Source organism: Saccharopolyspora elongata (assembly GCF_004348985.1).
Classification (GTDB): domain Bacteria; phylum Actinomycetota; class Actinomycetes; order Mycobacteriales; family Pseudonocardiaceae; genus Saccharopolyspora; species Saccharopolyspora elongata.
This window is the reverse complement of sequence record NZ_SMKW01000025.1, coordinates 33,867-56,838: the sequence shown is the minus strand read 5'-3', so window position 1 is coordinate 56,838 and position 22,972 is coordinate 33,867. Positions and strand designations below refer to the sequence as shown.

At 70.8% G+C, this 22,972-nt stretch carries 20 protein-coding genes and 1 riboswitch; of the genes, 11 read left to right on the top strand and 9 right to left on the bottom strand.

The window, feature by feature from the left end; all coding sequences use genetic code 11:
* The first annotated feature begins 58 nt into the window (after nucleotides 1-58).
* The 3 genes from E1288_RS19690 (at nucleotide 59) to E1288_RS19680 (ending at nucleotide 1,483) form a co-directional block, all read left to right on the top strand.
* Nucleotides 59-571, top strand: coding sequence for an SRPBCC family protein (locus E1288_RS19690; RefSeq protein WP_132487164.1), 513 nt, complete (start codon nucleotides 59-61; stop codon nucleotides 569-571).
* 29 nt (nucleotides 572-600) lie between these two features.
* Nucleotides 601-1,158, top strand: a complete 558-nt coding sequence (locus tag E1288_RS19685) for a suppressor of fused domain protein (RefSeq protein WP_132487162.1) — start codon at nucleotides 601-603, stop codon at nucleotides 1,156-1,158.
* Nucleotides 1,159-1,246: 88 nt separating this feature from the next.
* Nucleotides 1,247-1,483 carry a PspC domain-containing protein gene (locus E1288_RS19680; RefSeq protein ID WP_132487160.1) on the top strand — a complete coding sequence of 79 codons (237 nt, stop codon included), beginning with the start codon at nucleotides 1,247-1,249 and terminating at the stop codon, nucleotides 1,481-1,483.
* Nucleotides 1,484-1,794: 311 nt separating this feature from the next.
* On the opposite strand, the gene E1288_RS19675 is transcribed toward E1288_RS19680, so the two are convergent.
* The 6 genes from E1288_RS19675 to E1288_RS19650 form a co-directional block, all read right to left on the bottom strand.
* Complete coding sequence (locus E1288_RS19675; protein ID WP_132487158.1) at nucleotides 1,795-3,795, bottom strand: beta-N-acetylhexosaminidase family protein; 2,001 nt, start codon at nucleotides 3,793-3,795, stop codon at nucleotides 1,795-1,797.
* A gap of 157 nt (nucleotides 3,796-3,952) precedes the next feature.
* Nucleotides 3,953-4,612, bottom strand: coding sequence for a copper homeostasis protein CutC (locus E1288_RS19670; protein WP_132487156.1), 660 nt, complete (start codon nucleotides 4,610-4,612; stop codon nucleotides 3,953-3,955).
* 248 nt (nucleotides 4,613-4,860) lie between these two features.
* Nucleotides 4,861-6,489 carry a chaperonin GroEL gene (gene groL, locus E1288_RS19665; RefSeq protein WP_093268687.1) on the bottom strand — a complete coding sequence of 543 codons (1,629 nt, stop codon included), beginning with the start codon at nucleotides 6,487-6,489 and terminating at the stop codon, nucleotides 4,861-4,863.
* A 221-nt stretch (nucleotides 6,490-6,710) separates the two neighbouring features.
* Nucleotides 6,711-7,925 carry a serine/threonine-protein kinase gene (locus E1288_RS19660; RefSeq protein WP_132487154.1) on the bottom strand — a complete coding sequence of 405 codons (1,215 nt, stop codon included), beginning with the start codon at nucleotides 7,923-7,925 and terminating at the stop codon, nucleotides 6,711-6,713.
* Nucleotides 7,926-8,189: 264 nt separating this feature from the next.
* A complete protein-coding gene (locus tag E1288_RS19655) occupies nucleotides 8,190-8,393 on the bottom strand; it encodes a cold-shock protein (RefSeq protein WP_093268692.1) in 204 nt (67 codons plus the stop codon).
* Between the two features lie 270 nt (nucleotides 8,394-8,663).
* On the bottom strand, nucleotides 8,664-9,347 hold the full coding sequence (locus E1288_RS19650; RefSeq protein ID WP_132487152.1) for a TIGR00266 family protein: 684 nt from the start codon (nucleotides 9,345-9,347) through the stop codon (nucleotides 8,664-8,666).
* Nucleotides 9,348-9,435: 88 nt separating this feature from the next.
* Between E1288_RS19650 and moeA the strand changes: the two genes are divergently transcribed.
* From moeA to E1288_RS19625, 5 genes are all read left to right on the top strand, one after another.
* Nucleotides 9,436-10,680 (top strand): molybdopterin molybdotransferase MoeA, encoded by a 1,245-nt coding sequence (gene moeA / locus E1288_RS19645; RefSeq protein WP_132487150.1) that lies wholly within the window; start codon nucleotides 9,436-9,438, stop codon nucleotides 10,678-10,680.
* Nucleotides 10,681-10,781: 101 nt separating this feature from the next.
* Nucleotides 10,782-12,749: a M48 family metallopeptidase gene (locus E1288_RS19640; RefSeq protein WP_132487148.1), complete on the top strand. Its 1,968-nt coding sequence runs from the start codon at nucleotides 10,782-10,784 to the stop codon at nucleotides 12,747-12,749.
* A gap of 499 nt (nucleotides 12,750-13,248) precedes the next feature.
* The gene (locus E1288_RS19635) at nucleotides 13,249-13,971 is read left to right on the top strand and encodes a phosphatidylserine decarboxylase (protein WP_132487264.1); all 723 of its coding nucleotides are present in this window, start codon (nucleotides 13,249-13,251) and stop codon (nucleotides 13,969-13,971) included.
* Nucleotides 13,968-14,909, top strand: a complete 942-nt coding sequence (gene pssA / locus E1288_RS19630) for a CDP-diacylglycerol--serine O-phosphatidyltransferase (protein WP_132487146.1) — start codon at nucleotides 13,968-13,970, stop codon at nucleotides 14,907-14,909. The genes E1288_RS19635 and pssA overlap by 4 nt, the downstream gene beginning before the upstream one ends.
* 285 nt (nucleotides 14,910-15,194) lie before the next feature.
* Nucleotides 15,195-17,393 (top strand): AAA family ATPase, encoded by a 2,199-nt coding sequence (locus E1288_RS19625; RefSeq protein WP_132487144.1) that lies wholly within the window; start codon nucleotides 15,195-15,197, stop codon nucleotides 17,391-17,393.
* A gap of 73 nt (nucleotides 17,394-17,466) precedes the next feature.
* Here E1288_RS19625 and E1288_RS19620 read toward each other — a convergent pair whose 3' ends face one another.
* Nucleotides 17,467-18,108, bottom strand: coding sequence for a LytR C-terminal domain-containing protein (locus tag E1288_RS19620; protein ID WP_132487142.1), 642 nt, complete (start codon nucleotides 18,106-18,108; stop codon nucleotides 17,467-17,469).
* Nucleotides 18,108-18,557: a DUF3263 domain-containing protein gene (locus E1288_RS19615; RefSeq protein WP_132487140.1), complete on the bottom strand. Its 450-nt coding sequence runs from the start codon at nucleotides 18,555-18,557 to the stop codon at nucleotides 18,108-18,110. Before E1288_RS19615 ends, E1288_RS19620 begins: the two co-directional genes overlap by 1 nt.
* A gap of 172 nt (nucleotides 18,558-18,729) precedes the next feature.
* Between E1288_RS19615 and E1288_RS19610 the strand changes: the two genes are divergently transcribed.
* A complete protein-coding gene (locus E1288_RS19610; RefSeq protein WP_132487138.1) occupies nucleotides 18,730-19,311 on the top strand; it encodes a peptide deformylase in 582 nt (193 codons plus the stop codon).
* Here the strand turns inward: E1288_RS19610 and E1288_RS19605 are convergent, their stop codons facing one another.
* Nucleotides 19,312-19,968, bottom strand: coding sequence for a Uma2 family endonuclease (locus tag E1288_RS19605; protein WP_235883670.1), 657 nt, complete (start codon nucleotides 19,966-19,968; stop codon nucleotides 19,312-19,314).
* An 86-nt stretch (nucleotides 19,969-20,054) separates the two neighbouring features.
* A riboswitch (TPP riboswitch) is annotated at nucleotides 20,055-20,176 on the top strand.
* Here E1288_RS19605 and thiC point away from each other — a divergent pair.
* Together thiC and thiD are read left to right on the top strand one after the other, a co-directional pair.
* On the top strand, nucleotides 20,170-21,813 hold the full coding sequence (gene thiC / locus E1288_RS19600; RefSeq protein ID WP_132487136.1) for a phosphomethylpyrimidine synthase ThiC: 1,644 nt from the start codon (nucleotides 20,170-20,172) through the stop codon (nucleotides 21,811-21,813). (Overlaps the previous riboswitch by 7 nt.)
* A gap of 143 nt (nucleotides 21,814-21,956) precedes the next feature.
* On the top strand, nucleotides 21,957-22,823 hold the full coding sequence (gene thiD / locus E1288_RS19595; RefSeq protein WP_132487134.1) for a bifunctional hydroxymethylpyrimidine kinase/phosphomethylpyrimidine kinase: 867 nt from the start codon (nucleotides 21,957-21,959) through the stop codon (nucleotides 22,821-22,823).
* The last annotated feature ends 149 nt before the right edge of the window (nucleotides 22,824-22,972 follow it).

Here is a 22,972-nt window from a genome sequence, read left to right as displayed (position 1 = left end):
TTGGAGGATATGCTCCAATACGGTTGTAGAGAGAACCCTCTAAAAAGGGAGCACCGCGATGGCCATCCGGAATCTGCACATCAGGCGGCTGCCGGTCGACGAGGACACCACCGGAGCGCTGATCGACTCGCTGGCGAGCCCGCACGACAAGCTGTGGGCGCACGACGCCTGGCCGGCGATGCGTTTCGACCGCCCGCTGGAGGTGGGCGCCGAGGGCGGACACGGTCCGATCCGCTACCGGATCGTCGGCTACACGCCCGGCCGCTGGATCCGGTTCCGCTTCACCGCACCGCGCGGCTTCGACGGTTTCCACGAGTTCACCGTGCACCGCGAAGGCGACCGCACCGTGTTGCACAACCTGCTGTCCATGCACGCCCGCGGCCCGGCCCGGATCACCTGGCCACTGCTGTGGCGCCCGCTGCACGACGCAGCGCTGGAGGACGTCCTCGACCGCGCCGAGCAAGCGACCACCGGCACGGTGCGGAAACCAGCCCGCTGGTCGTGGTGGGTGCGCCTGCTGCACGCGCTGATCTCGGCACGGACCCGCCGAGCGCCGCGCGGCACGATCTAGGATCGCGTGGGTTTCCGAAGGGGTGGTGCATGAGCCGGTTCAGCGGGTTCCCCGCACACGTTGAGACGCACATCGGCCGGGTCCGCGGCGCCGACAGCCGGCTGGCGGATGGGCGCGATCGGGGCTACCACCTCGTCTACTGCGACCACCCGGACGGCGCGCACGTCTCGGTGCTGACCAGCGGCCTGCGCGACCGCACGGCGGGCGCGCCGCTGCCCCAGGAGCTCATCTGCACGTTGCAGTCGGAGCAGGAGATCCACGCGCGGCACCTGACGGGCGTGATCGCCGAGCTGCTGACCGAGAGCAACAGCCGGGTCGGCTACGGCGCGCTCATCATGAACGACCGGATCCTGTTGCCGGACACCGAGATCTGCGGCGCGCTCGCCGCCCCGCACCCCTACCTCGGCGACTCGTTCGACGTCCTGCTCGACGACGCGGGCGAACCGGTCCTCCAGCTGATCACGCTGGTCCCGATCACCCGCGAGGAGGCCCAGCTGGTGGCCCGCTACGGCCGGGACGCGCTGTACGACTGCTGGGAGCGGGAGAACTCCAACCTGCTCGACATCCACCGCCCCTCGGCCGCCTGACGCCCCAGGGGTCGGCGGCCGGGGAATCCGGGTCGGGTCGGGGTCGTACCCCGAGGCCTCCGGCCCCTCCGGGGCCCAAGCTGGAGGCATGACCGAGAACTTCGCCACCACCGGCAGCACCCAGACCACCACCGAGTCCCCGGTTCGGAAGTTCCGCCGCAGCCGCGAGGACGCCATGATCGCCGGGGTCTGCGCCGGCGCCGCCAAGGGGCTCAACGTGGACGCCACGATCCTCCGCGTCCTGCTGGTCGCCGCCACGCTGCTCGGCTTCGGCGCCGGCATCGTCATCTACCTCGTCTGCTGGGTCCTCGTCCCGCAGGAGTGACGACCAGTTTCAATTGAAACTTCGGTCGGAGAAACACAGTTTCAATGAGCGTTTTTCATCCTGGTCGGCCCGCAGCCGCGGGTCGCAAAGCTGCACGTCGATGGGGTGCCGCATGCGCCGCAGGCGCATAACCCACCTACGACACCTGCACCGCCGCGGGTTCTCAGAGGCTTCCTGGCGAGGACGGCCCTGACGCCGTGTATTGGACATACATAAGTCAGGGCACCCACAGACCAGGGAGCCTCTGAGGTTCCGCTACCCGCACCGCCACGCAAAACGAGGTTGGAAAAACCTCAATGGAAACTGCACCGTCAGCGGATGCCGGGGGCCTGTTCGACGAACGTGTCGAGTACCCCGTCGGCGACCAGCGCCTGACCCTGGGGCCGGACCTCGCCGGGCAGGGTGCGGATCCGCTTGGCCTGGTCGGCGAACTGCCGCGCCGCGGTGAAGTGCTCGAAGGTGCTCGCCTCGTCGCCGTTCGCCCGCGCCTGCAGGCCGTCCACAGTGGACACCAGTGCATCACCCCACAGCTCGGTGGCCGTCAGCCACGGCTTCGCGTCGGCGACGAAGTCCGCGGGCACACCCCGCCCGATCTGCTCCGGCGCACCCGCGATCGCCTGCGCGTAGCCGCGAAGCGCTGCCACCGCTCCCGCGCGGTCGCCGCGTTCCCAGCCGTCGCGGAACTCCTGGATCCGCCGCGCCAGCTCCGGCGCCGGCGGCAACCACGGCCGCCCGCTGGGCAGCGGCGCCATGTGCTCCAGGTCGAAGAACACCATCAGCGCGTCGACGGTCGCCTGGTCGGCGACCAGCCCCGGCTCACCGGCCGCGCGCTTGCCCGCCAGGTACTCGGCCGCCGCCCGCCAGGCCCGCTGCGGGTCGAAAGCCGCGTCGTTCCAGGCGAAATCGGCCGCACCGAGCTCCACTACCTTGCTCGCTGCCGCCAGGTTCATCGGGTTGGACACGTCGCCGACGAGCTGCCCGCTCAGCCCGCGCTCGCGCTTCTCGTACGGTCCGAGCAGCAGCCGCCCGACGGAGCCGTCGAAGTCGTTGACCGGGTAGTTGTCCCACAGGAAGAGCTTGCGGCCCCAGACCTTCTCGGCCTGCTGCGCGTCGGAAACGGTGATCTGGCGCGGAATCACGCCGTCGCCGGTCCACATCACCAGCACGCGCGGGTCCAGCGCCGTGCGGATCGCCGTCTTGTAGGCCGAATCCTCCACGTCGGAGTACTCGGTAGGCACGAACTGCAGCGGCGCCACGCCGGGATGGGTGTCGACGAACTCGCGCTGCACGCGGTTCAGCAGCTCCGCCTGCGCCTGCCCGGCCGCGCCCTCGGACGGCGTGCCGTACTTCGCGTGGTCGCCCGCGCAGTTCCAGCGGGTGTAGGAGATGTCGTCCAGCGGCACGGAGAAATCGCGCACGCCCTCGTCGTACACCGTCTGCAGCTTCGCCAGCAGCGCGCGGACGTCCGCGTCGTCGCTGTAGCAGATCGAGGTGCCCGGGGAGAGCGCGAAGGTGAACTTCACGTGGTGCGCCGCGGCCTGCTGGATCAGCTGCTTCACCCGGGCCAGGTCGTCGGCCGGGTACGCCTCGCGCCACTTCTCCCGGTGGTACGGGTCGTCCTTGGGCGCGTAGATGTAGGTGTTCATCTTGACGTCGCCGTAGAAGGCCAGCTGGTCCATGCGCTCGGCGTGCGTCCAAGGTGGCCCGTAGAAGCCTTCGACGGTGCCGCGCAGCGGCATCGACGGGTGGTCCACGATGCCGACCCCGGCGAGGCGGCCCGGCGAGGCGATCTGCCGCAACGTCTGCACGCCGTAGTAGGCGCCGGCCGCGTCGGAAGCGCCGATGAAGACGACCGGGGCGCCGCCGCCGCGACCGGCCAGCACGTAGCCCTCGGGCGGCAGCGGCGCGGGCGCGGCGAAGCCCAGCTCCTGCAGGCCCTTCACCACCGTCGGCGACGTGCGTTCGCCGATGCGGATGCTCAGCGTGGCCCCCTCGGACGGCGGACCGGGTTCGCGCACCACGACGTCGCTCGCCCCGGCGAGCCGCAGCACCTGGGCCGCGAGGTCGCGGGTGGGCTGGTCGACGAGCGGATCGACGATCACGTCGACCTTGCCCTGCACCGGGATGTCGTCGCCGAGCCGCTGCATCTCCTGCGGCTGCGGGGTGACCTGCGGCAGCCCGGTCGCGGGCAGCGACTGCGGCGGCGGCGCGGTCGGCGTCGGCTCCTGCGGCGTGGTGTTCGTGCAGGCCGCCAGCACCGCGCACATGAGCGTCGCGACCACGGCGGACCACCGGACGTTTCGACCGAGCATGACTCCTACCTCACCTGGACTGCCACCGGTCCACAGGACATCACACGCCGCTTCCGGCCGCCGCCGCACCCGGGAGCGCCGTGATCATCCGCACTGCAAGCAACGAACAATATCAACGGCGCTCGTCGTGCCCGGCCGATCGCGGTGGCGGCGATGCTCAGGATAGGAGCTCGCGCCAGCTCCGGACCCGCTCCACCTGCACCGATCCGCCCTCGCGGGCGCCGGTGCCGATGTGGAAGGCGCGGGCCCCGGCGGCCCGCAGGTCGGCGACGTGCTCCTGCCGCAGGCCGCCGCCGACGAGCAGCGCCACGCCGTCGACGTCCTGCCGCTCGGCGCGTTCTCGCAGGTGGGAAAGGCCCTCGTCGACGCCGCCGGGGGCGCCTGCGGTGAGCACGGTGTCCGGGCCGAGCGACACCGCTTGGTCCCAGGCGAGCCGGTAGTCGGCGGCGTGGTCGACCGCGCGGTGGAAGGTCCACGGGCACCCGTCGAGCTCGGCGACCACCTCGCGGGTGGCGCCCACGTCCACCTGCCCGTACGCGTCGAGGAACCCGAGCACGAACTCCCGCGCCCCGGCCTCCCGCAGCTGGCCCACCCGCCGCCGCAGCACCTCGGCGTCGGCGGCGAAGTCGGGTTGGTCGCGCACCATGACCCGCACCGGCAGATCGGTGGCCGCGAGCACGCTGCGCACGGTCGACGGCTCCGGCGTGATGCCGTCGGCGGCCAGGTCCCGCACCAGCTCCAGCCGGTCGGCGCCACCGGCCTGGGCGGCCTCGGCCTCGGCGGCGTCCAGCACGATCACTTCCAGCAGCGCTCCCACACCCGCACCGTAACCGGGCGGCGGAAGCCCAGCGAGGCCCGCCTGTTCCACCGGCCCGGAGCCACTGGTCGAGTGCTCGTGCTGCGCCGGCGGCCCCACGGCAGTTGCGCCGTTTTCGCGCGAAAACGGCGTTCCCAGGCACGCCGAGCGCCGGTTTCGCGCGAAAACGGCGGGTTCACCCGAGCGGGAACGACCGAAGGGCCGCCCCCGAGCGGGGACGGCCCTTCGAAAAGCGGCAGCAGCGTGGATCAGAAGTCCATGCCGCCCATGCCACCGGTCGGGTCCGGAGCGCCGGCCTTCTCCTTCTCCGGCTTGTCCGCGACCACGGCTTCGGTGGTCAGGAACAGCGCGGCGATGGAGGCGGCGTTCTGCAGCGCCGAACGGGTGACCTTGGCCGGGTCGAGGACGCCGGCCTGGACCAGGTCCTCGTACTCGCCGGTCGCGGCGTTGAGGCCGTGGCCGGAGGTGAGGCCCTTCACCTTCTCCGCGACGACGCCGCCCTCGAGGCCGGCGTTGATGGCGATCTGCTTCAGCGGCGCCTCGACAGCGATCTTCACGCTGTTGGCACCGGTCGCCTCGTCACCGGTCAGGTTGAGACCGTCGAAGGCAGCCTGCGCGGCCTGCAGCAGCGCGACGCCGCCACCGGCGACGATGCCCTCTTCGACCGCGGCCTTGGCGTTGCGGACCGCGTCCTCGATGCGGTGCTTGCGCTCCTTGAGCTCGACCTCGGTCGCCGCACCGGCCTTGATGACGGCCACGCCGCCGGCCAGCTTGGCCAGCCGCTCCTGCAGCTTCTCGCGGTCGTAGTCGGAGTCCGAGCGCTCGATCTCGGCGCGGATCTCGTTGACCCGCCCGGCGATCTGCTCGTCGTCACCGGCACCCTCGACGATGGTGGTCTCGTCCTTGGTGACCACGATCTTGCGGGCGCGGCCCAGCAGGTTCAGGTCCGCGTTCTCCAGCTTGAGGCCGACCTCTTCGCTGATGACCTGGCCGCCGGTCAGGATCGCCATGTCCTGCAGCATCGCCTTGCGGCGGTCGCCGAAGCCGGGGGCCTTGACGGCGACCGACTTGAAGGTGCCGCGGATCTTGTTGACGACCAGCGTGGCCAGGGCCTCGCCCTCGACGTCCTCGGAGATGATCAGCAGCGGCTTGTTGGCCTGCATGACCTTCTCGAGCAGCGGGAGCATGTCCTTGACGTTCGAAACCTTGGAGCTCAGCAGCAGGATGTACGGGTCCTCCAGGACCGCCTCCATCCGCTCCGAGTCGGTGACGAAGTAGGGCGAGATGTAGCCCTTGTCGAAGCGCATGCCCTCGGTGAGCTCCAGCTCCAAGCCGAAGGTGTTGCTCTCCTCGACGGTGATGACGCCTTCCTTGCCGACCTTGTCCATCGCCTCGGCGATGAGCTCGCCGATCTGACGGTCGCCGGCCGAGATCGCGGCCGTGGCGGCGATCTGGTCCTTGGTCTCGATCTCCTTGGCGTTCTTGAGCAGCTGCTCGGCGATCGCCTCGGTGGCCTTCTCGATGCCGCGCTTCAGGGCGATCGGGTTGGCGCCGGCCGCGACGTTGCGCAGGCCCTCGCGCACCAGCGCCTGGGCCAGGACGGTGGCGGTGGTGGTGCCGTCACCCGCGACGTCGTCGGTCTTCTTGGCGACCTCCTTGACCAGCTCGGCCCCGATCTTCTCCCACGGGTCCTCGAGCTCGATCTCCTTGGCGATGGAGACACCATCATTGGTGATCGTCGGCGCGCCCCACTTCTTCTCGAGCACGACGTTGCGGCCCTTCGGCCCGAGCGTCACCTTGACGGCGTCAGCGAGGGTGTTCATGCCGCGCTCAAGACCGCGGCGGGCGTCCTCGTCGAACGCGATCATCTTGGCCATTGCGGTGTGGTCCTCCACCTGTCTGGACGCCGCGGTGGTGGGTGCACCCCACGGCAGGACTCGTGCTCGGCCAGGCTCGGTGCCCGCGACGGACGACCGTGCGGCGGCGCCGTCGGGTGGCACCGCCGGAGACGGCCTCACCGTCCCGACCTGGCACTCAACCTTGCTGAGTGCCAATACCGTGTTTAGCACTCTCACCAGTCGAGTGCAAGCGAGGCGCGTCAGCGGGTGGGCACCGACGTGGGCAGGTCGCTGTTGTTGTACGAGGAAGTTTCCGTCGCCGTCGGGTCGGTGCCGCCGCCGGAACCACCGAGCGAGGTGGCCATCACAACGAAGATGACCACGATCACCACCAGCGCGACGCCGGCGAGCACCGGCACGATCCACTTCGCCGAGCTGCCGGACTTGGTCGCGAACGCCGCCGAGCCGGCCGGGATCGGCGGCCGCAGCCGCACGGGGTCGTTGCCGGGCGGCGGCAGCGGGCGCGGCGGCTGCTGCTGGTAGGGCGGGTAGCCGGGCGGCGCGTACTGGACCGGCATCGGCCCGGACATCGGAGCCACGGGCGGGGCCACCTGGCGGGGCGGCGGTGGGGTCTCGCCGCCGGCTGCCGGGCCGAGCGCGGCGCGAGCCGCCGCGATCAGCTCCTTGCAGTTCTTGAAGCGCTGGTCGGCCTTCTTCGCCATGCCGCGGCGCAGCACCTCGTCGATGCCGCCGGGCAGCACCACCAGCGACGTCGCCGGCGGCGGCTCCGCGCCCAGGTGGCCCTGGATGACCTCCTGGACCTGCCCCTGGAACGGCGGCCGCCCGGTCAGGCAGGCGAACAGCATGCAGGTCAGCGCGTACTGGTCGGTGCGGCCGTCCACCGGTTCGCCGCGCAGGTGCTCGGGCGCCGCGTAGGTCGGCGAGCCGAGGAAGTCGCCGCTGGCGGTGCGGTGCCCGGTCGCGCCGCGCCGGGTGAGGCCGAAGTCGGCGAGGTAGACGTGCTCGTTGACGGACTCGCGCGAGGTCACCAGCACGTTGGCCGGTTTCAGGTCGAGGTGCACCAGGCCGCGCTCGTGCAGCATGTCCAGCGCCTCGGAGACCTGGGAGAGCAGCTCCAGGGCTCGCTTGGGCGAGATCGGCCCGTCCTTGATCAGGCTGGCCAGGTCGGACCCGTCGACCAGCCGCATCGCGATGTAGAGCATGCCGTCGACCTCGCCGAAGTCGTACAGCGGCACGATGTTGGCGTGGTCGATGGCCGAGGTGTTGCGGGCCTCGTCGACGAACCGCTCGCGGAACTCGGCGTCACCGGTGATGTGCTCGCCCATGATCTTGAGCGCGACCTTGCGCCCGAGCCGGGTATCGGTGGCGCGGTACATCACGCTCATCCCGCCGCGGCCGAGCACTCCGTCGATCTTGTAGTGGCCGAGGCGCTGCCCGGTGAGGTCTGCCGACACGCGGAGCAGCCTAACGTTTCGGGATCACGCACGTCCCCGGGTTCGGCAACACCGTGATGACATCGATTCCGCACGCGCCGCGGCCCGGCTCCCGCGGACGGGAACCGGGCCGCGCTGACGTTCTCGACGCCGTGACATGCGATGTTTTCGCGAAGCGGCGGCAGCCGCTTGCGGGGTGGGACTCGGCTCGCACCGCCGCGTTCTCAGGTGTCTTCTCGCGAGGACAGCCCCAGCGCCGCCGAGCAAGCCGGGTTCAGCTGCTTTTCAGACCTTGCGGACACCGTCTGCTTGGGTGCGGCCGTCGCGTCCCGCTTTCACTTCGAATTCGACCCGATCCCCTTCGGAAAGGGTTCGGAAACCAGACATGTTGATCGCGGAGTAATGGACGAAAACATCAGATCCACCGTCTGTCGCGATGAATCCGTAGCCCTTCTCCGAGTTGAACCATTTGACCGTGCCGACCGCCACGGCGTCCTCCTCTAAAAAGTGATGCACGGCACCCAAAGCGCCGCTGGAGCAACGGCAACGCTACCCCAGAAAGCAGGTCTCGTCGCGGGTTCGGCAATGCAACTTTTCCGTTAAACACTAGGCCGAACGGGTGTCGTCAATGGCCACGTTCAGTTATCGGAGTGGAGTTGACTCGGGAATTCGTCCGAATGCATGAGCCCATTTGCGCTCTCGGCGAAATCCGCGCCACCAGTTTGAAGCGACGGCTATGCGTACCCGCGCAACTCGCGCTCAGGAACGAGCGCCGAGCCCATTTGCCTGCAACCAGGTGACGAGTCCTCGCGGATTGCGGGTTTGGGTCAGCACCTGGCCGGGACCGGCGAAATCGAACACCAGGCCCTCACCGCTCTTGAGCGACTGGGCTACGCCCTGGTTCATCTGCCGCAGCCGGCTCTGCACCGTGTCGGCGTAGGCCACCACGTGCCCGGTGTCGATCGTGACGTACTCGCCGGGCTGCAGCGTCACCACGTCCAGCGCGCCGTAGCAGGAGACCACCACCGGGCCTTGGCCGCCGACGTGGGTCATGAAGCCGCCCTCGCCGCCGAAGAGGTTCTGGAAGCCGCCCCACTGCGTCTCGACCTGCACGGCGCTCGCGGACGCGAGCCAGCAGCCCTTCGTCACGCACCAGCCGACCCGGCCGTCGAGCTCCAGCACGTTCAGGTCACCCGGCAGGTTCGGCGCCACGTCCACCCAGCCGCCCTGCTGCGGGGCCGTGTAGGTGGACACGAAGAAGGACTCGCCGCCGAGCGCGGCGCGGGCCAGCGACTTCAGGAAGCCGCCCTGGGCGCGCGCCTCGACGGTCACGCCGAAGCTGGTGGCGAGCATCGCACCGGACTCGACCTGCACCGGCTCGCCCGGGGCGAGCATCAGCCGGGCCACCCCGAACGACGGCGTGTGACGGGTGCGAACCTGCACGGCTACCTCCTAGACGAGCCCGGGGGACGAGTCTGCCACGTCGATCGGTGCGACTATTCGCACGCCGGTGGGGACAGCGGGGGTGTCGATGACCGATGATCTGGGCGTGTCGCACGGAACCGGAACACCCGCTCTGACCGCGGTCGCAGATCACCAGTCGAAGATCTCCGCCCTGCTCGCCCCGACGCCGGTGCTGGTCAAGCCGCTGGCGGACTGCCTCGGGCTGGCCCTCGCCGCGGACCTGACCGCGCCGATCTCGCTGCCGCCGTTCGACAACTCCGCGATGGACGGCTACGCCGTCCGCTCCGTCGACCTGGCCGGCGCGACGCCGGAGCAGCCGGTGCTGCTGCCGGTGCACGAGGACATCCCGGCCGGCCGGGTGGACGTGCCGCCGCTTCAGCCGGGCACCGCGCACCGCATCATGACCGGCGCCCAGATGCCGCCGGGCGCGGACGCGGTGATCCCGGTGGAACGCACCGACGGCGGCACCGAGCAGGTGCGGATGTTCTCCGCCGTGCAGCCGGGGGCGCACGTGCGGCGCGCGGGCGAGGACGTCACGGCGGGCGCCACCGTGCTGACGACGGGCACCGCGCTGGCGCCGTCGCAGCTGGGCGTCGCGGCCGCCGTCGGGGCCGCGGAACTGCCCGTGCACCGGCCGGTCCGGGTGCTGGTGCTTTCCACCGGGTCGGAGCTGGTCGCGCCCGGGACCGCACTGCAGCCGGGACAGATCTACGAGTCCAACGGCCTGATGCTGGCCGCCGCGGTGCGCGAAGCCGGCGGCGAGGCGACGCTGCTGCGGTTCGTGCCGGACGACGTCGAGGCCTTCCACGCCGCGCTCGCCCCGCACCTGGCCGACACGGACCTGCTGATCACCTCCGGCGGCGTCAGCGCCGGGGCGTACGAGGTCGTCAAGGACGCACTCACCGGCACCGGCGTCGAGTTCACCAAGGTCGCGATGCAGCCCGGGATGCCGCAGGGCTGCGGCCGGTACCGGGACGGCGTCGCCGTGGTGACGCTGCCGGGCAACCCGGTCAGCGCGATGGTGTCGTTCGAGGTGTTCGTGCGGCCCGCGCTGCGCGCCGCGGCCGGGCACCTGGCCACCCGCCGCCCGGTGCGGCAGGCGACGCTGACCGAGCCGCTGACCGCGCCCGCGGGCAAGCGCCAGTACCGCCGGGGCCGGTTCGACCCGGCCACCGGCGGCGTGACGCTGCAGGGCGCGCCCGGCTCGCACCTGCTGGCGGGCCTGGCCAAGGCGAACTGCCTGCTGGAGATCCCCGAGGACGTGACCGAACTCGCTGCCGGGTCCACAGTGGACGTCATGCTGCTCGACTAGCACCGCCCCGGGGCGCTCGGAAGATCATCTGGTTGACGGATGGCACCGGCGTCCCCAAGACTGCACCACCATCACCGACCACCCCTCCGGAGTTCTGCACCGTGCGTGGCCCCTGGCGCGCCGCCCTGGCGCTGGCGTTGCACATCGGCTTCTTCCTCGCGCCGATCGCGCTGGTCCTCGGGCTGCTCGCGATCTCGGCGTTCACCTTCCGATACGACCAGTCCAGCGGGGTGAAGGCCGCGCTCGCGGCGGTCGCCGTCGGCGCGCTCTTCGCGATCGGGCTGCGCGCCGTGCTGCGCAGCCGGGTGCGGCCGCGCGGCGTGCGACTGGACCGATCGGAGCAGCCGCAGATCTGGCGGATGGCGGAGTCGATCTCCGCCGAAGCGGCCGCCCCGCTGCCCGACGAAATCCGCATCACCTCCGACCCGACCGCGAACATCCGCGAGGACACCGCGCTGCTGGGCCTGCGCACCCGAACCCGCTACCTGGAGCTCGGGCTGCCGCTGCTGGCCGCGCTCAACGTCAGCGAGTTGCGGGCCGTGGTGGCGCACGAACTCGGCAGGCTGACCGGGCGCAACAAGCTGACGGTCACCGCCTACCGGGCGTCGGCGAGCGTCGAGCGCACCGTCGACTGGCTCACCGGCGGCCCGGTCAAGTGGCTGTTCACCGGCTACGCCCGGCTGTTCACCGCGATCGCGGCCACCACCGGCCACGACCTGGAGCTCGCCGCCGACGCCATCGCGGTCCGGGAGGCGGGGACCCGAGCGGCGGCCACCGCGCTGCGGAAGCGGATCGCCATCGAGCTCGGCTGGCAGGAGTACGCCGACGAGTACCTCAGCATGGCCAAGGCCGTCGGCCACACGCCGGACGTGCTGCTGGGCTTCCGCAACTTCATGGAGCACCCGACCCGCAAACCGGAGCTCGCCGAGCGGGTCAAGAAGGCCATCGCCGAGGGCGAGGACGGCAGCCGCACCCACCTGCCCGCGCGCCGGCGCATCGAGGCGATGAAGCGGACCAAGGTCACCGGCCGCGACGTCGACGACCGGCCCGCGTTCGCGTTGCTGCGCAACCCGCGCAAGAGCGTGCCGGACCTCGAAGACCGCCTGATGGTCGACGGCCTCAAGCGCCGGCTGGGCTGGCCGGAGCTGGCCCGGCTGGCCGGCGCCGCGCACGTCGCCGAGCGGGCCGCGCTGCTGAGTTCCGCCACGGCGCAGAGCGGACTGCCGGTGGAGCCGACGATCGCGGGCATCCTGCCCGCCATCCACCGCGGCCAGGGCCACGACCTGGTCAACCCGGTGCTCAACCCCGGCCTGTGCCCGGAACGCATCGACGAGGCCGCCGTCGACACGCTGACCGAGCTGCTCGGCTGCGCCGTGGTGGACGCGCTGATCTGCGCCCGGCGGGCGCACCACGAGCTGGACTGGGGTGGCCCGTCGACGGTGCGGCTGGCCAACGGGCAGCCGCTGGACCCGGACCGGCTGGTCCGGCCGGCGGTGGCCGATCCCCGGCTGATCCCGGGCCTGCACCGGGCGCTGGTCGACCTCGGGGTGCCGATGACCCACGCGCGCCGCCCCGCCGCCGAGCCCGAGCCCGCGCTGGCCGGGATCGTCAGCCCGGTGCAGTGCCCCGGCGGCAACTACGACCTGCTGGTCACCGATCGCGGCCTGGTGCTGCTGCCCAGCTCCGCCAGCACCACGAAGCGCCTGCTGGCCGGCACGCTCGCCCGGTTCCGCAAGGCGGAGCAGGAGCAGCTCGCCGAGCTGGCCGCCACGCCGATCGGCGAGCTCCGGGAGCGGCCCGGCGCGCAATGGGTGGACAGCCGGGACGTGGCCCGCGCGCGGCTGGACCAGGACCGCGCGGGCTGGTCGCTGTCGCTGGAGCTGTACCTGGACGAGTACGCGGTGTCCGAGCTGGACGACATCGGCGTGCGCGACGGCGAGGACGGCGTGTCCGAGCTGGTGCTGCGCAGCACGGCCGACGGCGTGGAGCACGGCGACCCGTACCGGGGCCTCGGCGAGCTGATGGGGGCGCGGATGAACCTCGACGAACCCGTCTACACGAATGAGTGAGAGCGAGCGGGGTTCTGATGACTCTTCGTCATGTAACGGCGCCGTGGGGTCCTCCAAAAGCGGCTACGGACATTTTGTGAACTCAATTACACTGGAAACCGCGTAACGAACCGTCGCCCATATACATCTCCTAGACGTCCGCACAAACCCACTACCGCTTGCCAGTGGGGAGCGGACACACCGAGGACCGTGCGCCGTCGGGGGGTGCACGGACCACACCGGGGAGGCCGTCCGACGTCTACGGGGAGACGTCGAACGGCCTCCTCGCTTTCTCACCCGACCGGGTTACCTGGGCGGCGCGTTGGCGGTAGCATCCCGGGATCGGATAGACGCAGGTCAGCAGGGTAGTTCTTGATCAACTACGCCCCCTGGCGTCGGTTGACGTGAGGCGTCCGCGATGCTGTACCGACGACGGCACCGGTCGGCGCTCGGCGTTCGCGCCGGGAACCCGGCCGAACCGCCGCACCATAGACCGCCGACGCAGGGGCATAGCACCTCGATGAGCACCGCCGAAGAACCGAAGAAGAACCTGCTGGCGCACCTCGCCGCGCTGGCCCGCGACACCATCCCGCCGATGCACCCGGCAGGCCGCCCGTTCGTACTCGGCGCCGCCATCGCGACCCTTCTGCTGCGCCGCCGCTGGCCCCCGGCGGGCGTGCTCGGTGGCATCGTCACCGCCTGGTGCGCGTGGTTCTTCCGCGAGCCCGCCCGCACGACGCCCAGCCGCGAGGGGCTCGCCGTCGCGCCCGCCGACGGCACGATCTCGCACATCGAGCCCGCGGTGCCGCCGGCCGAGCTCGGCCTCGGCGACGAGCCGATGACCCGCATCAGCGCCTTCCTGACGATCTTCGACGTGCACGTCCAGCGGATCCCGCTGAGCGGCAAGGTCGAGACCATCGCCTACCGGCCGGGCAAGTTCCTCTCCGCCGACCTGGACAAGGCCAGCGAGGACAACGAGCGCAACTCGATGGTCATCCGCGCCGATGACGGCACCCAGATCGCCGTGGTGCAGATCGCCGGCCTCGTGGCCCGCCGCATCGTCTGCTCCGTCTCCGAGGGCGACGTGCTGCAGGCCGGCAGCACCTACGGGCTGATCCGGTTCGGCTCCCGGGTGGACCTCTACGTGCCCACCGGCAGCCGGATCCTGGTCGAGCCCGGCCAGCGCACCATCGGCGGGGAGACCGCCCTCGCCGAGCTGCCTCGGGGGACGCATTCCTCATGAGCATGCACAGCGCCCCCGGCATCCGGCTGCTGCCCAACGCGATCACCGTGCTGGCGATGTGCGCCGGGCTGTCGGCGGTCCAGTTCGCGCTCAACGGCCAGCTCACCGGCGCGATCGCAGCCGTCGCGGTCGCGGCGGTGCTCGACGGCCTGGACGGGCGGATCGCGCGGATGCTCGACGCCACCTCCAAGATGGGCGCCGAACTGGACTCGCTGTCCGACGCGATGTCCTTCGGCGTCGCCCCGGCGCTGACGCTGTACGCCTGGCAGCTGCAGGACAACCGCGTCGGCTGGGTGGTATCGCTGATCTTCGCGGTGTGCATGGTGCTCCGGCTGGCGCGGTTCAACACGCTGCTCGACGACGCCGAGCAGCCGCCGTACGCCAAGGAGTTCTTCGTCGGGGTTCCCGCCCCGGCGGCCGGGCTACTCGGGCTGCTCCCGATCGTCCTGACGGCGCACTTCGGCTACCCGGGCTGGTGGGCGAACCAGAACGTGGTGATGGTCTGGATGGTGCTGGTCGCGGCGCTGATGGTCAGCCGGGTGCCGACGCTGTCGCTGAAGACCGTGAAGGTGCCGCCGAGGGCGGCGGCACCGCTGCTGGTGCTGGTGGCGCTGCTGGCGGCGGGAATAATCATGTTCCCGCTGATCTCGCTGGCGATCGCCATGGTGATCTACCTCCTGCACATCCCGTACGCGGTCTACCGGCACAACTGGCTGGCCAAGCACCCGGAGGCGTGGAGCGCACCGCCGCGAGAGCGGCGCGCGATCCGTCGGCGCACCCAACGCCGACTCGGCCTGCGCCCACCGCTGCGCCGCAGCGTGGCGGGCGCCGCCAGGCGCGTCCGCCTACCGCGACGCCACAGCCACCCGGACGGACCCCGCCGCAGCTGGCGACGCCTGGAGCTGCGGCGCAGCCGCAACGACGGCCCCCGCCGCTAACGGCCCCCTCCCGAAGGCGCGGCTCGGCGGGGCCCGGCTCGGCCCGGCCCGGCTCCTCCCGGCGGGGTTCCGCAATTTCAATGGAAATCGAAGGTCCGATTTCCATTGAAATTGCGGAAGTTGTCCACAGGCACCCCCGGGTTGTCCACATCCTTCGGCGTGTCCGGGGCACGACACACCGGTGGACCCGCAGTTTCAATTTGAAACTGCGGGTTCACGTTCCTCCGGGCCCGGCGCCGGGCGTTGGAGGCGTCGGTGCCGGTTCCGCGCGGTTAAGCTCGCGGCGTGCCGTCGATAACGCTGACCGCTCGACTCTCCCCATCCGCCAAGGACACTCGGCGCGGCGTCGTTCGCCTGCATCCCGAGGTGCTCGACGCCCTGGGGTTGCGGCCGTGGAACGCCGTGCAGCTGACCGGCGCCCGGGTCACCGTGGCGCTGGCCGCCGCGGCCGCGCCCGGCAGCCCGACCGGAGTGCTGCTGCTCGACGACGTGGCCTTGATGAACCTCGGCCTCACCGAAGGCGCCGAGGTGGGCGTCGCGCCCGTGCAGGTCGCCGCCGCGAAGCGGGTGACCATCGCGGGTTCGCAGCTCGCCCGCGCCACCGTCGCGCCCGAGACCGTGCGGATGGCGTTGACCGGCAAGGTCTTCGGGACCGGCGACACGGTGTCACTGCTGCCCCAGGACGTCGCGCCGGCGACCACCGCGAACGCCGGCGAGGTGCGCCGGAAGCTCTCCACCGCCATCGGCATGACCTGGACCAACGAGCTGATCACCATCGCAGCCACCGAACCGCCCGGCGCGGTGGCCGTGCAACCGTCCACAGTGGTCGAATGGCGGGACGGCGCCGCACCGGCGGACTCCCCCGCCGCACCGGCCGCGCCGCAACCGGCACCGGTCGAACCGGCCGAGCACGCGGTCCCGGTCGCCGACCTGGTCGGCTCCCGCGACACCGCGAAGCGGCTCACCGAATGGCTGCGGCTGGCGTTCGAGCAGCCCGAGCTGCTGCGCCGCCTCGGCGCCGAACCGCACCTCGGCGTGCTGCTCAGCGGCCCGGCCGGCGTCGGCAAGGCCACCCTCGCCCGCGCCGTGACGAGCGCGATCGGCGCGGAGCTCGTCGAAGTCGCGGCACCCAGCGTCGCGGCGCTCGAACCGCGCACCGCAGCCCAACGCCTCCAGGACGCGATCAACCGCGCCACCAGCGCAACCGGCAACTGCGTACTGCTGCTGACCGACGTCGAAAGCCTCCTTCCGGGCACCGAGCCGCCGCCGCTGGCGACCGTGGCGCTCGACGCGATCCGCGGCGCGATCGGCACCGACCGGCTCGCCGTGGTCGTCACCAGCTCGCAGCCGCAGGCGATCGACCCCAGGCTGCGGGAGCCGGGCCTGGTGGACCGGGAGCTCACCCTCGGCCTACCCGACGACGCCACCCGCGCGGATCTGCTGCGCGTGCTGCTGCGCAACGCGCCGCTGGCCGAGGACGTGCAGCTCGCCGAGGTCGCCGAGCGCGCCCCGGGGTTCGTCGTCGCCGACCTGGTGGCGCTGTGCCGGGAAGCGGCGGTCGGCGCGGCGTTGCGGCACCAGGACGACACCGCCGATCCCCGCATCCGGCAGCAGGACCTCCTCGACGCGCTGTCCTCGGTCCGCCCCATCTCGATGTCCACATCGGACAACCTGCAGACCGGCGGGCTGACGCTGGACGACGTCGGCGACATGACCGAGGTGAAGCAGGCCCTCACCGAGACGGTGCTCTGGCCGCTGCAGTACCCGGATTCGTTCACCCGACTCGGCGTCGAGCCGCCGCGCGGCGTGCTGCTGTACGGGCCGCCGGGCTGCGGCAAGACGTTCCTGGTGCGCGCCCTGGCCGGCAGCGGGCGGCTGAACGTGCTCGTGGTCAAGGGCGCGGAGCTGATGGACAAGTGGGTCGGCGAGTCCGAGCGGGCGGTCCGCGAGCTGTTCCTGCGGGCCGCCAACGCGGCCCCGACGCTGGTGTTCCTCGACGAGGTGGACGCGCTGGCGCCGCGCCGCGGCCAGTCCTCGGACTCCGGCGTGGCGGACCGGGTGGTCGCGGCGCTGCTGACCGAGCTCGACGGCGTGGAGCCGATGCACGACGTGGTCGTCCTCGGCGCGACGAACCGTCCCGAGCTGGTCGATCCGGCCCTGCTCCGCCCCGGACGCCTGGAGCGCCTCGTCTACGTCCCGCCGCCGGACGCGGAGGCCCGCGAGGCGATCCTGCACGCGGCGGCGAAGAACACCCCGTTGGCGTCCGATGTGGACCTTGCCGTCCTGGCCGCCGAGCTGGGCGGCTACTCCGCCGCCGACTGCGCGGCCCTGATCCGCGAGGCGGCCCTGACGGCGATGCGCGAATCCCTTTCCGCGGCGGAGGTTTCGGCCACGCACCTCGCGACGGCCCGGAAGGCGGTCCGGCCCTCCCTCGACCCGGCCCAGCTCGCGTCCCTGGAGGCCTACGCCACCAACCGCTCCTGACCGCGCGACTTCGCGTCACCCAGGGCAGCGCGATTCCTCGCGGGATTGCGCCGTCCCCGGGTGACGCGGCGGGTCACTTGGCGGCTACCGCGCCCTTGTAGTCGTTGGTGATGATGGCGATCAGGCCCGGCGTGGCGTCCTGGATACCGTCGAAGCGGGCCTCGGCGCGCGCCCCGAAGTGGGCCGCCATGTCCTTCGCCTGCTGCTCCTCGACCGTGCCCGGCCGGAAGTAGATCGTCGTGGTGGGGATGCGCCCCGCCGAGTAGTTGCCGACCTCCGGAACCTCGTAACCGGTGCCCCGGAAGTCCTCCGCGGCGCGGTGCGCCAGCCCGCCGATCGTGCTGTTGTTGTAGACCCGCACCACGATCTTGCCCGTCGCGTTGCCGGAACCGACCGGCACGTCCTGGTTCTGGTTGCCCTGCGGCGGCGCCGGAGGCGGAGTGTCCTGTGTGGCCGGTGGCTGCGCGACCGGCGGTGCGACCGGCGTCGTGCCGGCGGGCGGCACCGCGGAGGACTCGGCGGGCGGGTTCTGCGCCAGCGAGGTGATCGGCGGGTTGTTGCCCGGTTCCGGGGGCAGCGGTCGGGCCGTGTTCGACGTGCTACCGCCGGAAACCAGCGTGGTGATGCCGATGACGCCCGCGATCGCACCGACGCCGATCAGGCCGAAGCCGATGATCTTGGCCTTGGCCGGTCCGGTGGGTTCCCCTGAAGCCATCAGTGCAACTCGATTCCCAGTCGTTGGGCGGCCCGTGCGCGCTGCCGTCCCGCCCGTGCCTTGCGCAGCCGCTTGATCAGCATAGGGTCTGCCTGCTCGGCGACCGGACTGTCCAGCAACGCGTTCAGCAGTTGGTAGTACCGCGAGGGCGACATGTCGAACAGCTCGCGGATCGCGAGCTCCTTCTTCACGCCTTCCCGCTTCCACCACTGCGACTCGAAGGCCAGGATGCCCCGCTCCCGGACGGTGAGCTCGCCGTCCGGCGGTGCGGGCTGGGGCGGCACCGGCGGCGGCTCGACGATCCGCTCGATCGGCTGGGTGATCGGCTCGGCGAGGCGCAACCGCCGACCGGGTGCCGGATCGGATTTCGGCTTCCGCTGTTGCAGGCGCGCCAGCTGCTCGCATTGACGAGCGATCTCCTGCGCGGTCAGCATTTGGGCGGCGTCCATCTGGCTCCTCGCCTCGCGATTCGGGACTTCCCGCGTTCGCCGGAATCACACAGCTGTCATTCCCCCTCAATTACACCATGCCCGGAATCCCGGCGGGAGTGGATCACACCGGCGAGTACCGGGTCCGGAACACCCCGACGCCCCGACTGCCCAAACCGCTAAAGTCCCGCTCATGGCTGTTCACCCGATCTGCGTCGTCGGCGACCCGGTGCTGCACAACCCCACCCGCCCGGTGGAGCACTTCGACGACGAGCTGCGCACCCTCGTCGAGGACATGTTCGAGACGATGGCCGCCGCGAACGGGGTCGGGCTCGCGGCCAACCAGATCGGCGTCGACCTGCGGGTGTTCGTCTACGACTGCCCCGACGACGAGGGGGTCCAGCACCGCGGCGTGGTGGTCAACCCCGAGCTGACCACGTCCGAGATCCCGCAGACCATGCCGGACCCGGACGACGACTGGGAGGGCTGCCTGTCGGTGCCCGGCGAGTCCTACCCGACCGGCCGGGCGAACCGGGCGAGGGTCACCGGGTCCGATGTGGACGGAAAGCCGATCGAGGTCGAGGGGACCGGTTTCTTCGCCCGCTGCCTGCAGCACGAGACCGACCACCTGGACGGCCACCTCTACCTGGACCGCCTGATGGGCCGCCACGCCCGGGCGGCGAAGAAGATGGTCCGCCGCAACGGCTGGGGAATCCCTGGACTGACCTGGGACCCGGCGGAATCCGGCGACCCCTTCGCCGAAGACGAAGACTGATCAGAATTCCTTGGTTTCCAAGGTGAAGTTGAACGGATCGGGCAACTCGATAGGTTTCCCGAAAGGCACGCAGGACAACTCTCGATAACTGCCGGACTCAGGATTGGAATAAAGCAACACCGATGGCCCGCCAGCCCGGAATCGGTCGATCAGGAGATAGAGCGGCACACCGCCAAGCGCGTACCCTCTGAGCTTCGTTTCCCGATCTGTCTTGGCATTACTCCATGATGTGATCTCGACGGCTAGCAGCAGCTGATCCGCCACAACAGGATCACCTGGCGGATCTGCATCCAACACTTCACGTGGGACTACCGCGAGATCAGGCTCGTAGGTTTCACCAGTTGCCGGGATCACGACCCCCAGCGCCGTAGCCAACTCCCACTCATCCAGGATCACCCTGGCCAATGCCTTGATCACACGGGAATTGACCTTGTTGTGCGGCTTTCCGGGCGGCGGCGTCATCACGATCACTCCTTCGATGATCTCCGCGCGCCAGCCCTTGCCCGGCAGCTGCACGTTCCGCCAGGCTTCCACCAACTCGTTCCACGTCGAGGATTCGAGCGCTGGGGCAGCAGTCATAGCGCGATCACCTCCTGTATCGATGTCATCACGCACCGTACTCACCACCCCTGACAGCGTTGTGATCGCCCTGGTCATGAGCCTAATGGCAAACCGGCCTGCCGTCATCGGGGTGAACCGGGGTTGGCAGCCCGCGGTCTCCCGGCTAGCCTCGGGCAGCGACAAATCAACACCGCGGGAGCTCGCACCAAGAGCGGGCTGAGAGGGCGGCTGGAGAACTCCGGGGCCGCCGACCGCATGAACCTGACCGGGTAATGCCGGCGTAGGGAGTGGATGGCAGTGGCCGACGTGCGTCCGAACGCGTCCGAAAGCGGAACCCAGATCACCACCGGGCCGATCAGCGGCTCGCGAAAGGTGTTCCGGAACACCGAATCCGGCCTGCAAGTGCCATTCCGCCGCATCGAGTTGACCAACGGCGAGCACCTCGACGTGTACGACACCTCCGGGCCGTACACCGACGAGAACGCCACCGTCGACGTCCACAGTGGACTTCATCGGATGCGGGCGGGGTGGACCGACGGGCGGGAGCACCGGACCCAGCTCGGCTGGGCCAGGGCCGGCGTGATCACGCGGGAGATGGAGTACATCGCCGTCCGCGAGGGCGTGTCGCCCGAGCTGGTCCGCGACGAGGTGGCCGCGGGCCGGGCCGTGATCCCGGCCAACCGCTGCCACCCGGAGAGCGAGCCGATGATCATCGGCAAGAAGTTCCTGGTGAAGGTCAACGCCAACATCGGCAACTCCGCGGTGACCTCCTCCGTCGAGGAGGAGGTGGAGAAGATGGTGTGGGCGACCCGCTGGGGCGGCGACACCGTCATGGACCTGTCCACCGGCAAGCGGATCCACGAGACCCGCGAGCGGATCCTGCGCAACTCGCCGGTGCCGATCGGCACCGTGCCGATCTACCAGGCACTGGAGAAGGTCAACGGCGATCCGGCCGCGCTGACCTGGGAGATCTACCGCGACACCGTCATCGAGCAGTGCGAGCAGGGCGTGGACTACATGACCGTGCACGCCGGCGTGCTGCTGCGCTACGTGCCGCTGACCGCGAACCGGGTCACCGGCATCGTGTCCCGCGGCGGCTCGATCATGGCCGCGTGGTGCCTGGCGCACCACCGCGAGAGCTTCCTCTACACGCACTTCAGCGAGCTCTGCGAGATCCTGCGCGACTACGACGTCACGTTCTCCCTCGGCGACGGCCTGCGGCCGGGCTCCATCGCGGACGCCAACGACCGCGCGCAGTTCGCCGAGCTGGAGACCCTCGGCGAGCTCACGCACATCGCCCGCGAGCACGACGTGCAGGTGATGATCGAGGGCCCGGGCCACGTCCCGATGCACAAGATCGTCGAGAACGTGCGCCTGGAGGAGGAGCTCTGCGGCGAGGCGCCGTTCTACACGCTCGGGCCGCTGACCACCGACATCGCCCCCGCCTACGACCACATCACGTCCGGGATCGGCGCGGCGATGATCGCCCAGGCGGGCACCGCGATGCTCTGCTACGTCACGCCCAAGGAGCACCTGGGGCTGCCGAACCGGGACGACGTCAAGACCGGCGTGATCACCTACAAGATCGCCGCGCACGCCGCCGACCTGGCCAAGGGGCACCCGCGGGCGCAGGAGCGGGACGACGCGCTGTCCAAGGCGCGGTTCGAGTTCCGCTGGACCGACCAGTTCAACCTGTCGCTGGACCCGGACACCGCGCGGGCCTTCCACGACGAGACGCTGCCCGCCGAACCGGCCAAAACGGCGCACTTCTGCTCCATGTGCGGGCCGAAGTTCTGCTCGATGAAGATCACCCAGGACGTCCGGAAGTTCGCCGCGGAACGCGGCCTGACCAGCGTCGAGGCGATCGAGGCCGGGATGCAGGAGAAGTCCGACGAGTTCGCCGGGGCCGGCGGCAAGGTCTACCTCCCGCTGGCCGACTAGCCCGGAGCACCGTTTCCGCAGGTCACCGCCCGTGAGTGGTTTGGGGTGCCATAACACCCCAACCCGCTCACGGCATCTGACCTGCGGAAACGTCGCTTCGTACCCTGGAAGATCGGTAGGAGCGGGGCCGTAACATGAAGTGGATGCACGAGATCTCGGCCGGGCACGAACGTCGGCCCGCGAACAACACCGCTCCCCCGACCGCGCTGACCATCGCCGGGTCGGACTCCGGCGGCAGCGCCGGGATGCACGCGGACCTGCGCACCTTCTTCGCCTGCGGCGTGCACGGCATGACCGCGGTCACCGCCGTGACGGTGCAGAACACCGTCGGCGTCACCGGGCTGGTCGAGATCCCGCCGGAGACAGTCGCCGCGCAGGTCGACGCGGTCGCCTCGGACATCGGCGTGGACGCGGCCAAGACCGGGGTGCTCGCCTCGGCCGCCACCATCGAGGCCGTGCTGGACGTCTGCGACGTGCACGGCATCGGCCGCGGCGGTCGCACGCCGTTCGTCGTGGACCCGGTCGCCGCCTCCCGCAGCGGCGAGCCGCTGCTGCGCCCGGACGCGCTAGACGCCCTGCGCCACAAGGCCTTCCCGCGCGCGACGCTGGTCACGCCGAACCTCGACGAGGTGCGGCTGCTGACCGGCATCGACGCGCGCACCCGCGCGGACCTGCTGGACGCCGCGAAGGCCGTCTTCGACTTCGGCCCGCAGTGGGTGCTGATCAAGAGCGGCCACCTGGCCGACGACCCGGAGTGCATCGACCTGCTCTTCGACGGCAACGAGGCGATCCCGCTGCCCGGCCCCCGCTACGCGACGGTGCACACCCACGGCGCCGGCGACGTGTTCGCCTCGGCGATCACGGCCGCCCTGGCGAAGGGCGCTTCGATGCCGGACGCGGTGCGCAGCGGCAAGCGGTTCGTCACGCGCAGCGTCTCGGACGCCTACCCGCTCGGCGCCGGGGTCGGGCCGGTGTCGACGTTCTGGCGAGTCAGCCCCCGGTCCATCTGACCCCCCAACCAGGCCCCTAATAGAGTGATTTTCGTCCCGGATCTGTAACCCGAATGGCGTGCCCGATCGACACAGGGGTTGAGAAGCGCGTAATTCCCGAGATCGTGGGCCAGCGGCGGTCCGCGGTCTGCTGCGCGCTGCGCGCATGA

Coding starts and splice junctions, on each gene's coding strand:
- E1288_RS19690 (WP_132487164.1), top strand. CDS start 59: ATGGCCATCCGGAATCTGCACATCAGGCGGCTGCCGGTCGACGAGGAC.
- E1288_RS19685 (WP_132487162.1), top strand. CDS start 601: ATGAGCCGGTTCAGCGGGTTCCCCGCACACGTTGAGACGCACATCGGC.
- E1288_RS19680 (WP_132487160.1), top strand. CDS start 1,247: ATGACCGAGAACTTCGCCACCACCGGCAGCACCCAGACCACCACCGAG.
- E1288_RS19675 (WP_132487158.1), bottom strand. CDS start 3,795: ATGCTCGGTCGAAACGTCCGGTGGTCCGCCGTGGTCGCGACGCTCATG.
- groL (WP_093268687.1), bottom strand. CDS start 6,489: ATGGCCAAGATGATCGCGTTCGACGAGGACGCCCGCCGCGGTCTTGAG.
- moeA (WP_132487150.1), top strand. CDS start 9,436: ATGACCGATGATCTGGGCGTGTCGCACGGAACCGGAACACCCGCTCTG.
- E1288_RS19635 (WP_132487264.1), top strand. CDS start 13,249: ATGAGCACCGCCGAAGAACCGAAGAAGAACCTGCTGGCGCACCTCGCC.
- pssA (WP_132487146.1), top strand. CDS start 13,968: ATGAGCATGCACAGCGCCCCCGGCATCCGGCTGCTGCCCAACGCGATC.
- E1288_RS19620 (WP_132487142.1), bottom strand. CDS start 18,108: ATGGCTTCAGGGGAACCCACCGGACCGGCCAAGGCCAAGATCATCGGC.
- E1288_RS19615 (WP_132487140.1), bottom strand. CDS start 18,557: ATGGACGCCGCCCAAATGCTGACCGCGCAGGAGATCGCTCGTCAATGC.
- E1288_RS19610 (WP_132487138.1), top strand. CDS start 18,730: ATGGCTGTTCACCCGATCTGCGTCGTCGGCGACCCGGTGCTGCACAAC.
- E1288_RS19605 (WP_235883670.1), bottom strand. CDS start 19,968: ATGACCAGGGCGATCACAACGCTGTCAGGGGTGGTGAGTACGGTGCGT.
- thiD (WP_132487134.1), top strand. CDS start 21,957: ATGCACGAGATCTCGGCCGGGCACGAACGTCGGCCCGCGAACAACACC.